This window comes from Phycisphaerales bacterium, assembly GCA_016699835.1.
GTDB lineage: Bacteria > Planctomycetota > Phycisphaerae > Phycisphaerales > UBA1924.
This window is the reverse complement of the sequence record CP064987.1, coordinates 3,257,787-3,270,254: the sequence shown is the minus strand read 5'-3', so window position 1 is coordinate 3,270,254 and position 12,468 is coordinate 3,257,787. Positions and strand designations below refer to the sequence as shown.

Annotated in this window: 7 protein-coding genes; 3 read left to right on the top strand and 4 right to left on the bottom strand. The window is 64.7% G+C overall.

The genetic code is table 11. The features are described 5' to 3' along the window. Positions 1 to 225 precede the first annotated feature (225 nt). The 3 genes from IPK69_13540 to IPK69_13530 all read left to right on the top strand — a co-directional run bounded on the left by IPK69_13540 (position 226) and on the right by IPK69_13530 (position 4,943). Positions 226 to 1,647 (top strand): phosphomannomutase/phosphoglucomutase, encoded by a 1,422-nt coding sequence (locus IPK69_13540; protein ID QQS08978.1) that lies wholly within the window; start codon positions 226 to 228, stop codon positions 1,645 to 1,647. A 76-nt stretch (positions 1,648 to 1,723) separates the two neighbouring features. Further along, entirely contained in the window at positions 1,724 to 3,289 is a 1,566-nt protein-coding gene (locus tag IPK69_13535; GenBank protein ID QQS08977.1) for a hypothetical protein, read from the top strand. 208 nt (positions 3,290 to 3,497) lie between these two features. Further along, positions 3,498 to 4,943 carry a PQQ-dependent sugar dehydrogenase gene (locus tag IPK69_13530; protein QQS08976.1) on the top strand — a complete coding sequence of 482 codons (1,446 nt, stop codon included), beginning with the start codon at positions 3,498 to 3,500 and terminating at the stop codon, positions 4,941 to 4,943. A 23-nt stretch (positions 4,944 to 4,966) separates the two neighbouring features. Here IPK69_13530 and prmC read toward each other — a convergent pair whose 3' ends face one another. From prmC to hutH, 4 genes are all read right to left on the bottom strand, one after another. Then, positions 4,967 to 5,983, bottom strand: a complete 1,017-nt coding sequence (prmC, locus tag IPK69_13525) for a peptide chain release factor N(5)-glutamine methyltransferase (GenBank protein QQS08975.1) — start codon at positions 5,981 to 5,983, stop codon at positions 4,967 to 4,969. Beyond that, positions 5,980 to 8,946, bottom strand: a complete 2,967-nt coding sequence (gene polA, locus IPK69_13520) for a DNA polymerase I (GenBank protein QQS08974.1) — start codon at positions 8,944 to 8,946, stop codon at positions 5,980 to 5,982. Before polA ends, prmC begins: the two co-directional genes overlap by 4 nt. 22 nt (positions 8,947 to 8,968) lie before the next feature. Then, positions 8,969 to 10,699, bottom strand: a complete 1,731-nt coding sequence (gene hutU, locus IPK69_13515) for a urocanate hydratase (protein ID QQS10490.1) — start codon at positions 10,697 to 10,699, stop codon at positions 8,969 to 8,971. A gap of 117 nt (positions 10,700 to 10,816) precedes the next feature. Next, positions 10,817 to 12,367 carry a histidine ammonia-lyase gene (hutH, locus tag IPK69_13510; protein QQS08973.1) on the bottom strand — a complete coding sequence of 517 codons (1,551 nt, stop codon included), beginning with the start codon at positions 12,365 to 12,367 and terminating at the stop codon, positions 10,817 to 10,819. Between the last annotated feature and the right edge of the window lie 101 nt (positions 12,368 to 12,468).

Below are 12,468 nucleotides of genomic sequence, written 5' to 3'. Positions count from 1 at the left end.
GGCGGCGAGGCATGTCGAGCCTGTGGCGAACAGCGAGCCCCTTGCCCCAAAGCCCCCTCCGGCGAGTCCCCACGGAGAGCAGAAAGTCGCGGAGCGCGATGATGTTCGGGGGCTTTTTGGGAGTGTGGAACCCTACCCTTCACGTTTCGCCCGTATCGGATTGTTCAGGCTTTGGGCCGGGCCTCCGTGTGCGGCGATCCACTTCTGGACAGGAGCCTGGACTTCATGCTTGGCCGGATCTTCAAGGCGTACGACATCCGCGGGACCTACCCGGATCTTCTCAATGACACCATGGCCTGGCAGATCGGGTTCGGCGTGTCGAGGTTCCTGATCGCCGACGCGGCGGCGGCTGGGGAGACCAGCCCGATGATGCACAACATCGTCGTGGGGCGGGACATGCGGTCGTCGAGCCCGTCGCTCACCAAGCAACTGATCCTGGGGATCAACGAGCAGGGTGGGCACGTGATCGACCTGGGCCTGTGCGACACGAGCATGATCTACTTCGCGATCAACCACCTGGATTGTGCCGGGGGCGTGATGGTGACGGCGAGCCACAATCCGCCGCAGTACAACGGGTTCAAGATCTCCAAGCGCCAAGCCAAGCCGGTGGGGGAGATGTCTGGCCTGGCGGACGTGCGGAAGTTCGCCGCGATGGTGGACAAGCACTCGGTGCAGAAGCCGTCGGGTCGCTCGGAGTCACGCGATCTCTGGCCGGCGTACACGAAGCACGTGCGGTCATTCCTCGACATCCCCAGCGGGAAGTCGCTGAAGATCGTGGTCGACGCGAGCAACGGGATGGCGGGGACGATGTTCCCCAAGATCTTCGGGAAGCAGGGGCCGATGGGCGCGGCGCCCGGGCTGAACGTGATCGAGATCAACTTCGAGAACACGAAGAACACCTTCGCGCACGAGCCGAACCCGCTGGTGGCGGCGAACCTCAAGCAGGTGCAGGAGGCGGTGCTCCATCACAAGGCGGATCTGGGCGTGTGCTTCGATGGCGACGCCGACCGCTGCGTGCTGATCGATGAGAAGGGCAAGGCGGTCGGGTGCGATCACCTGACGGCGCTGATGGCGAAGCACTTCCTCTCAAAGAATCCCGGGGCGTCGATCGTCTATGACCTTCGTTCGACCAAGGCCGTGGCGGAGGAAGTGACCAAGGCCGGGGGGACTCCGGTGCGGGCGCGGGTGGGGCATGTGTTCCTGAAGGGGGCGATGGCGGAGCACCAGGCCGTCTTCGGCGGGGAGTTGTCGGGGCACTTCTATTTCAAGGACAACTTCAACGCGGACAGCGGGGCGATCGCGATGTGCGTGGCGCTCTCGATCCTCGCGAAGAGCAGCAAGACGATGAGCCAGTTGATCTCGCCGATCGCGCGGTATGCGCAGTCCGGGGAGATCAACTTCCAGATCGAGGACAAGGACGCGGCGCTGGCGACGCTCAAAGAGGAGTACGCCGGGAAGCACGCGACGATCGACGAACTCGATGGCGTGACGATCGACTGTTTCGCGAAGGACGGCTGGTGGGCGAACATCCGCAAGAGCAACACCGAGCCGCTGCTCCGCCTGAATCTCGAGGCGAAGGATCAGAAGACGCTGGAGAAGGCGCTCGCGAAGATCTCGCCAGGGCTTGGGCGAAAAGTGGATCACTAGCAAGAAGCACTCGGCATTAGGCACTGGGCATTGGGAACTTTGGAATGGGACGTGTGGATAAGTCCTGAGATCTGGCATGACGCTGAACGAGTTTCTCCAGCACCATCGGTTGATCGAGAACCCCTTCCGGGGCGAGGAGGCACGCACCGACGCGGTCTTCGCGCGGATGGGCCACAACCAGCCCGCCGAGCGCGTGGCCACGCCCACGTCGCGATCCTTCGAGTTGCACCACTCGGACTTTGAGAAGATCGTGGGTGATCTGCGCCGCCCCTCGGCGTCAGTGGTCTTCGGCGAGAAGGGAAGCGGCAAGACGGCGATCCGCCTGCAGATCACACGCCGCGTCCACGAGCACAACGCCCAGCACCCCAACGAGAAGGTGCTCCTGATCTCGTACGACGATCTCAATGGCGTGCTCGGTCCGCTGCACGAGTTCCACGGGAGCAAGTCGCCGCTGGAGACGGTCCAGAAGATCCGCCTTGTCGACCACATCGACGCGCTCCTGCACAACGCGGTGGTCCGTCTGGTGGACGCGCTCCTGGGCAAGCCCGCCGACTCGCTCGCCTTCGACCTTGGGGCGGATCCGCGCAAGGCCGTGCGGAAACTCTCGCTTCGCCAACGTCAGGAGTTGCTGCTGTTGCAGGCGCTGTATGACCGCCCGACCGTGGCGGATTCGCGGACGCGTGAGTTGCGGTCGCGTCTGCGGATCGGACCGCCTTGGGGCGCGATCCTGACGAACGCGGTGGCGCTCTTCGGACTGGCGGCGGTGGGGGCGGCGGCGGTCTATGGACTGTTCTTCGCGCCGGCGCGGTTCAAGCCCGAGTGGGCGTGGTGGGTGCTCGCGGGGATCACCGCGGCGTGCGGCGTGCTACTCGTGAAGCACTATGCATGGGATCGGGGCGTCCTCGCCTCAACGGCACGAAAGATCCGTCGGCAGTTGCGAACGCTGGGCCGCGGGCAGCGGTCGCTGGTGCGGTCGCTCCTGCAACTCTCGCCACGACTGCGACCGGCGATGGCTCTCCCCGTGACGGACACTGACGAGACGCGTTTCCAGGCTCTGGAAATGCTGCGAAGGGTCGTGCTGCCGCTGGGGTACACGGGCGTGATGGTGGTCGTGGATCGCGTGGACGAGCCGACGCTTGTCAATGGCGATCCGGACCGGATGCGGGCGCTCGTGTGGCCGATGCTGAATAACAAGTTCCTGCAGCATCCGGGGCTTGGGGTGAAGTTGCTCCTCCCGGTGGAACTGCGATACATGCTCTTCCGCGAGTCGTCGGCGTTCTTCCAGGAGGCTCGCCTGGACAAGCAGAGCCTCGTGGAGCGGCTGACGTGGTCGGGGGCGATGCTCTTTGACCTCTGCGAGTCGCGCCTGAACGCGTGCCGGGAAGATGCGGCCGGTGGACCGGCGTCCCTGCTGGACATCTTCGCCGAGGACGTGACGCGCCAGGATCTGGTGGACACCCTCGACCAGATGCACCAGCCACGCGACGCCTTCAAACTGTTGTACCGCTGCGTGACAGAGCACTGCTCGAACGTGACGCGGGCGGAGGAGCAGTGGCGTATCCCGAAACTGATCCTCGACACGGTCCGCAAGCAGGAAGTGGACCGGGTGCAAGCGCTGTATCGGGGAATCAGGCCCGGCTGAAGCGGGTCCTGGGGTTGCCCATCTCTCCAGTTTGCTGGTGTAAACGCCATGCCCCGACGATCCGGGCCTGGGTGACGGGTCACGCCATGATTTGGCCGATCATCGGTCGACTCGGATGGATCAGGGGGCGTGGTTGCGTGGTATAGGGTGGACCATGAAAAGGCACTCTTTGGCTGTCGGTCTGGCCTGTGTGACATGCTTGGCTGGCGTGGCCAGTGCGCAGGGGACAGCGATGCGGGCGCGGCTCATCGGGACGACCTCGAACCCGACGGTGATCGTGTCGGCGCCGGGCGATGCCACGCGGCTCTTCGTGGGGTCGAACCGCGGACCGATCCGAATCCTGAAACTGCCCGACGAACAGTTCCTCGATCAACCCTTCCTGACGGTCCCCAACGCCGGCGGGGCGAACGGCGTCTTGTGGATGGCGTTCCATCCAGACTTCGCGACGAATGAACGGTTCTATATCTCGACGCAGGAGACGACAGGGAAGGTGCGGCTGATCACGGGCGTGGTGAGCGCAACCGACACAAACGTCGCCGACGCGTCGAGCATCACGACAGTGCTCTTTATCGATGACCAGGCGTCCCAGCACACCGGCGGGTGGATCGGGTTTGATTCACATGGCTACCTCCTCATGGTGACCGGGGACCAGATGGGCCCGGGGACCGCGCCGTCGCAGAACGCCGCGAACTACGCGGGAAAGATGCTGCGCCTCGATGTCGATGGATTGGACAACATCCCCGGAAACACCGACGACGATCAGTTCCCAGACGACGCGAACCGGAACTACTCGATCCCGCCATCGAATCCGCTCGTGGGAAACACCGACGGATATCTCGAAGAGATCTGGGCGCTGGGCCTGCGGAATCCCTATCGATGCTCGCGCGATGTGACGACCGGGAACGTGTGGATCGGGGACGTGGGAAACTTCCAACGCGAGGAGATCGATCGCCTGGAGCCGGATGCGCCGGCCGTGAACTTCGGCTGGCCGGTGTGCGAGGGAACGATCGTGCCGATGTCACCCTATCCGCCGTGCGAGAACCCGGCTTTCCGCATGCCGATGTTCGACTATCTGCGGACCGGCGAGGAACCCAGCGGAAACACAGTGATCGGCGGTGTGGTCTATCGCGGGTGCGCAATGTCCGAGTTCCACGGCCTCTTCCTCTTCGCCGATTTCACGAACGACTGGATCGGGATGTTGCGACCGGGCGACACGCTCGATGGCGTGGGCACAGCGGCCGCGCGCGCGTCGCTGGTCTCGCTCCGGTCGAGCGCGAACCTGGGGCTGGCTACAAACTCGATCAACGGGACGTCGGTCTTCGGGCAGGACGCACGTGGCGAGGTCTACTTCGCGCGGTATATCAGCGGGCAGATCTACAAGTTGGAGCCGGCGGCGAGCGGCGGCGGGCTGGGGCGCGATTGCGATGGCGATGGCGTGGTGGACTCGTGCGCGACGGGGGTGATGCCATGCCGGGCCGATGTGACGGGCGATTGCGCCGTGACGATCGATGACCTCACCGAGTATCTCGAGTCATTCCTCACGGGGTTACTCGCGGCGGATCAGAGCGACGCCGAAGACTCGGGCGTCGTGGACGGCGCGGTGACGATCGATGACCTGCTCTTCTTCCTGGGACGCTTTGCCGCGGGGTGTTAGATCAGACCGTGCAATGCTGATGACTACTCGCGCCGCGTCGCGACAATGACGCGGGGAAGCCCCTCGTGGTCCTTGAGAACGCGCGGGCTCTCGAGGAGCGGATCGGCGGCCAGCATCTCCCTGGCGATCTCGGCGCGCGAGTCGGCGACCTCGATGAGGAGCATGCCGCCCGGCTTCAGGAGTCGCGGCGCGGGGATTGTGGGCGGCGTCGGCGTCAGGAGTTGGCGGACGAAATCGAGCCCGTCGGACCCGCCGCGGAGGGCACTGTGCGGCTCGTGGTCCTTCACATTGGGAGCGACGGCGTCCCACTCGTCGTCGGGGATGTACGGCGGATTACTCGCGACATAGTCGAAGGTGCTCTCGCGCCCGGCGATCGGATGGTTGTGGAGCGCGACGAGCATGTCGCCCTGCACATACTCGACCCGATCCGCAACGCCATGCCGGGCGGCGTTCTCACTCGCAAGCGAGATCGCGTCAGGATTGATGTCGGTGGCGACGGCACGGGCGGCCTTGAGTTTCTTGAGGGTGGCGATCGCGATGCACCCCGAGCCGGTGCAAACGTCGAGGATGAGCAGGCCGCCGCCATCGAACCCGACGCCGTGGGTGGATTGGGCACGTTGGAGAATCGTCTCTGGAATGACCTCGGTGGCGGGACGTGGGATGAGGACCCGCGAATCGATATGGAACTGAAGGCCGAAGAACCACGCCTCGCCGACAAGGTACTGGACCGGCTCGTGCTTGAGGGCACGGGCGACGAGATCGCGGAGTCGCGTCCGTTCGTCGGCGTTCGCGGGGCGGTCTGGATCCGTGTACAACTTCAGTCGCTCGCAACCGATGACGTGCGACATCAGGATCTCGGCAAAGAGCCGAGGCGAGTCGAGCCCTTTGGCGGTGAAGGCCTCGCCCATCCACGCGAGGAGTCGGCGCGTCGTCCACGGTGATTCGCCCCGCATGCCGGGAAGCGTCTCCGCGGCGGCTCGGCCCGTGGGGTGCGGCGGTGGGGGGGGCTGGTGCCCGGCATGGGGACGGTGGGTGCTCACTTGCCATCGTACCAGTTGGAGGAGATATACGACCCGACCTTGAGCGGCACGAGGAGATCCATTGCGCCCTCCATACGGGAGACGATGAGGGCGCGGGCCTTCTCGGCAACGTCGCTCCTGGTCTCAAAGACGAGTTCGTCGTGGATCTGCAGAAGCATGCGCACCCCGGGAATCTCAGGTGGTTTCCCACCGCGCCAGTGCGAGGCCGACTCGGCGAGACGCTTGTGGAGATCGACCATGGCGAGTTTGATGAGGTCCGCCGCCGACCCTTGCACCACGGAGTTGATCGCGAGCCGCTCGGCGAGGGCCTTCCGCGCGGGGGTGGTGCTGTGGATGTCTGGAATCGGGCGACGCCGGCCGAGCATCGTCGCGACAAAACCGTTTCGCTCGGCCTGGGCGACGCACTCCTGCAGAAAGGTCGTGATGCCCGGAAACCGCTTCTTGTAGCCGGTGATGATCTCGGCGGCGTCGCGTTCGTGGATATTGAGCCGGCGCGCAAGCCCAAAGGCGGTGATGCCATAGACGATGCCGAAGTTGACCATCTTCGCGCCGCTGCGCTGGTCGCGCGTGACCTGATCCGGCGCCACCTGGTGGATCTGGGCGGCGACGGCGGTGTGGATGTCCTCATCGGCCTTGAAGGCGGCGATGAGTGCCGGATCCTTCGAGAGATGCGCCAAGAGGCGTAACTCCACCTGAGAGTAGTCCGCCGTGATGAGCACGTTGCCCGTGTCCGCCACAAACGCCTTGCGGATCTCCCGCCCAATGTCCGTGCGGATGGGAATGTTCTGAAGATTGGGATCACTGCTCGCAAGGCGCCCCGTGGCGGCGACAGTCTGGTGGAAACTCGCGTGCACGCGGGCGGTCTTGGGGTTGATGGCCTCACGAAGAGCCACCAGGTATGTCGAGACAAGTTTGCTCAGTTGGCGATGCTCAAGGATGAGGCTGGGAATAGGTGTCTCAATGTCCGGATCCTCGGCGAGTTTCTCGAGGACCTCGGCGTCGGTCGAATGCCCGGTCTTGGTCTTCTTGAGCGGCTTGAGACCCAAGCCCGGCGGATCGTCGGTGGCTTTAGCGAAGAGCACCACGCCCAACTGCTTGGGCGAATCGGGCTCGAACGTGCGACCGATTGTCTCGACCGAGACCCGGTCGAGTTCCTTTCGGATCTCGCCAAGTCGCGTGACAAGGCGTGCCTCCTGACGCGAGAGTTCGTCGGCGTCCACGCGCACGCCATTGAACTCCAGTTCCGCGAGCACCTCGACCAGGGGCATCTCGACGCCGTGGAAGAGCGACTCGAGTTCCATGGCCTTGAGTTGCGGAGCCATCATCGAGAAGAGTTGGAGCGTGACGTCGGCGTCCTCGGCGGCATAGGTCGTCGCCTGATCGACGGGAACGGTCTCGAAACTGCGCTGGTTCTTGCCGCTGCCGATGAGATCGTGGATGGAGATATTGGTGCGGTTGAGCAGGGCAAGGGCGAGGGCGTCGAGGCTGTGCGACGATCGGGAGGCGTCGATCAAGTAACTGGCGACCATGCTGTCGCCGCCGGGTGGCGTCGTGAACCCACGGAGCATGACTCCGGCGCTGCGAAGAACCAGCGCGTCGTACTTGAGATTGTGCCCGACCTTGGGCATGCTGTTATCCTCGAGAATCGGACGCAACGCCTTGAGCACCGCCGCCTCATCGAGGTGCTCGCCCGGCGAGGGCGATCGGACAGGAATGTACCACGCCTTCCCCGGCTCAATGGCGATCGAAAGTCCACAGAGTTTCGCGTCGATGGGCGAGAGGCTCGTGGTCTCTGTGTCGAAGGTGAAGACAGGTGCACGCTCGAGCCTTGTGACGAGTTCCTTCAGGGCCTTGGCGGTTGTGATGGCGGTGTACTCGCCGGATTGGGGCATGAGCGTGGCGACGGCAGCGTTGGCATCGGTGAAGAGACCCGCGGTGTAGGTATCCTCGTTCTTGCGTGAGGATCGCTTCGTCGGTGTCGTCTGGGTCGGCGGTGGCGGGGGGGTGTTGGAGCGCGAGGTCGAAGACGATGCGTTCGAATCTCTCGTCGTTGGGGCTTGGGCGAGGCCGAGGATCGCTCGGACATCGTCCTGATACCGGTTGAAGCCGAGTTCCTTGAGGATCGGAATGAGTTTGTCGAGCGTGAACGCACGAACCCTCGCGGCGGCATCATCAAGTTCCACGGGGACATCATCGCGAAGCGTCACGAGGCGCTGCGAGAGCGGCAGGAGCGACGCCGCAGCACGGATGTTCTCGCCACGCTTGCCCTTGATCTCGTCGGCGTGGGCGAGAACGTTCTTGATCGAGCCCCACTCGTTGAGGAGGGCGATCGCGGTTTTCTCGCCGACGCCGGTGACGCCCGGGACGTTGTCCACTGTGTCGCCCATGAGGGCGAGCATGTCCACGATCTGGGTTGGCGCGAGGCCGGTCTGCTCCTTGAGTGTCTCGGCACTGAACGCGGTCGCCGTGTGCGCATCGAAGAGTTCGACCCGGCCGAGATCATCGAGCAGTTGCTTGAGGTCCTTGTCCTTGGAGACCAGGCGAATGCGAAGATCCTTGTGGGCAAGAAGGAGTTGCCGAACGAGCGTCGCGGAAACATCGTCCGCCTCGAACCCCTCGGCCCCGATGACCGGAATACCGATCTCGCCCAGCATCGCCAGACATCGCTCGACCTGGGGAAACAGATCCTCCGGCGGTGGGGGACGCGTCGCCTTGTAGTCAGGATACAACTCGGAGCGGAAGGTGCCGCGATCGCCGGAGACGTCGAGCGCCACCGCAATCATGTCGTCGGGGGCGAGCGGCGCACCCAGACCGTCGCCACGCAGGAGCTTCAGCAGCAGCCCGACGAACCCGAACGTCATGTTCGTGGGTTCCTTCGTGACCGGGCTGGTCATAGGCGTACGGATCGCGTGGTAGCAGCGGAAGAAGGCGGCGTAACCGTCGATGAGGTAGAGCGTGGGCATGATGATGTTCGAGATTTCGTCCCTAGGCGTCGAGCATGGGGATGTCGGCGTGGAGGTTCTTCGCACACACAACCGCATCGTCATACCCGGCGTCGGCGTGGCGGAAGACGCCCATGCTCGGATCGTTGCGCAGGACTCGCTCGAGCCGGCGTGCGGCCTCGGGCGTGCCATCCGCGACGATGACCTGGCCCGCGTGCTGGGAGTATCCGATGCCGACGCCGCCGCCGTGATGAAAACTGACCCACGAGGCGCCGCTCGCGGTGTTGACGAGGGCATTGAGAATGGCCCAGTCGCTGATGGCATCGCTGCCGTCCTTCATCGCTTCGGTCTCCCGATTTGGCGACGCGACGCTCCCGCAGTCGAGGTGATCGCGCCCGATCACGATCGGGGCGCTGACCTTGCCATCACGAACAAGGTCATTGAAGAGAAGCCCGGCCTTGTCACGCTCGCCCAGACCCAGCCAGCAGATCCGCGCGGGCAGGCCCTGGAACGCAAACCTCGGCTCGCAGCGATCAAAGTCCCCCGCGAGCAGCGCGTCGGGATTCTTGTGACACCCGAGGATCCAGGAGTGCAGTCGCTCGCCATAGGGCCCGGAGGATTTCGGGAAGGCCTTGAGGATCGCGTGATCGGTGACGTAGATGTCGCGCGGATCGCCCGAGAGCGCCACCCAGCGGAACGGCCCACGCCCCAGGCAGAACTGCGGCCGAATGTACGCCGGCACAAAGCCCGGGAAGTCAAAGGCGTTCCTCACTCCCTGATCGAGAGCACGCTGGCGGATGTTGTTGCCATAATCGAAGGTGATGCTGCCCCGGGATTGGAGTTCGAGCATGGCGCGGACGTGTCGCGCCATGGACTTGAGGCTCTGGGATTGGTAGCCGTCGGGATCAGAGACGCGAACCTCCGCGGCCTCGGAAACGGTCATGCCGACGGGGACATACCCCAAGAGCGGATCGTGGGCGCTCGTCTGGTCGGTGAGGACATCGGGCGTGATGTCGCGTTCGAGAAGACGCTCGAGGAGTTCGATCGCGTTCGCGTGGACACCAACCGACATCGGCGCGCCCGCGTGCGAATAGCGGAGCGCCGAATCGATGGCGGCGTCAAGATCCGGGGCGATCTCGTCGAGGTACTTGTCCTTTCGTCGACGTTCGAGTTTCGTGATGTCCACATCGGCGATGAGTGCGGTCCCGCCAGCGAGGGTGATGGCGAGTGGTTGCGCGCCGCCCATCCCGCCGCAACCTGCGGTGACGCAGAGTCGCCCCTTGAGCGAGCCGTTGAACTCCGTCCGCCCGCACTCGGCAAACGTCTCGTACGTCCCCTGCAGGATGCCCTGCGTTCCGATGTAGATCCACGATCCCGCGGTCATCTGCCCGTACATCATGAGGCCCTTCGCGGCGAGTTCATCGAAATGCTGCTGCGTCGCCCAGTGGGGGACGAGGTTGGAGTTCGCGATGAGGACGCGAGGAGCGTCGGCGTGGGTGCGGACGACGCCGACGGGCTTGCCCGATTGGACGAGAAGCGTCTCATCGGGCTTGAGGCGTTCGAGTGTCGCGAGAATCGCGTCGAAACTCTTCCAGTTGCGTGCCGCCTGCCCGCGTCCGCCATAGACCACGAGACGCGACGGATCCTCGGCGACCTCGGGGTCGAGGTTGTTCATGAGCATCCGCCGGGCGGCCTCGATCGTCCACGTGGCGCAGGTCCGCGTGGTGGAGCGCGGCGCGCGGACGACGCGATCGGCGTGATCAAGAGCCGACAAGGCCTGGGAGTGGGGGGGCTTGGGAGTCGTGGGACTCGACGAACGGGATTTGGTCTTTGGTGATGCCACACCGCATTGTTGGCGGTTGGGCGTGGGGGGGCTGAATGACTGCCTTCTTTAGAGAGGCGAAGGCGTGAGTTGGAGTGCGGCAAACTCGCCCCGGGAGATAGCGCTCGCCAGACGCGACATGTCGGGTGCCGGCGATCGGTCGTCGGCCCAGGGATCGACGTGGGTGCGAACGACACCGATCGCTCGGCGAAGGGCATCGCTGGTCGTGTGCGGGGCATGACGCTCGATCGCCTCGGCCCCCGTCATGAGTTCGATCGCGACCACGTGACGAACGAGATCCAACGCACGTGTGGCCTTCGCCGCGCTGCGAGGCCCAAACGAGTTGTAATCCTCGATCTCAGCGCCGGTGGGAATGTTGGCGACGCTGGCGGGATTCGCGAGGCCGACAAGTTCGTTCACGCAGGCCGCCGCCGTGTACTGCGCGATCATCAGCCCCGAGCACACACCCGCACGACCGGCGGGAGCGAGGTAGGGGGGCAGGCCCGCGTCCTTGTCGAACGCCGAGAGGATCCAGAAGAGCCGACGCTCGGCAATCCCGGCGATATGAGCAAGGGCAATCGCGAGGCAATCGAGTTGGATCGCCATCGGCATGCCGTGGAAGTTCCCGCCCGAGAGGATGGAGTCCTTGTCGAAGACGAGCGGATTATCGGTAACAGCACCGAGTTCGCGTTCCACAATCACGCGCGCGTGGGTGATCGCGTCGAGTGCAGCACCGACGACCTGGGGCGCACAGCGAAACGAGTACGGATCCTGCACGCGGGTGTCGTTCTCGCGGTGGGACGTGATGATGGTGCTGCCCTTGAGAAGTGCGGCGAGCACGCTGGCGACACGCTGCTGGCCCTGCTGATTGCGAGCCTCGTGGAGACGCGGATCGAGAAACGCGTCTGTCGCGCGCGCGGCATCGATCGACATCGCCGTGGCGATAAGGGCAGCGTCGAGGACATTGTCCAGATCGGCGAGGAGCAGGGCGGTACGAGCGGCCATGAGGTGCGTGCCGTTGATGAGGGCGAGGCCCTCTTTTGCGGCGAGAACAATGGGGGAGAGGCCGACTCTGGCAAGGGCCTCGTCGCCGGAGAGTTCAACACCGGCGACGCGCGCGCGGCCTTCACCCAGGGCGACCTGGGCGATATGGGCGAGCGGGGCGAGATCGCCGGACGCGCCAACAGAACCAACGCTGGGCACGATCGGCGTCACGCCCCTATTCAGCATCTCGACGATCTGTGTGACCAGTTCGACACGGACGCCGGATCGCCCCCTGGCGAGCGAGGCGGCGAGGAGAAGCATGGTCGCGCGCACGACATCGTCCGGGAAAGGCTCCATGATGCCAGCGGCGTGGCTGACGATGAGGTTGCGCTGGAGTGTGGCGAGATCGGCGTCACCGATCCGTTGGCGGGCGAGGGAGCCGAAGCCGGTGTTGATGCCGTAGTGAGGCTGGCCGTCGGAGAGGCATTCCTCGAGGGCGTGGCGCGACTCGCGGACTCGGCCCTGGGCGTCCGGGGTGAGTTCCACGGCCCGGTTGTGGCGGGCGACGCTGAGGACGTCGTCGATGGCAAGGGCCGAGGAATCGAGACGAACAGGCGGCTGGGTCGTTGGCGGCATGGCGAAGTGTTGGCGAGGGGCCTTGGAGAGTCGAAAACCGAGGAACCTCGGTCGAAATACAACGTCCTATAAGATAGGTTATGTTAAATACACTCCTGTAG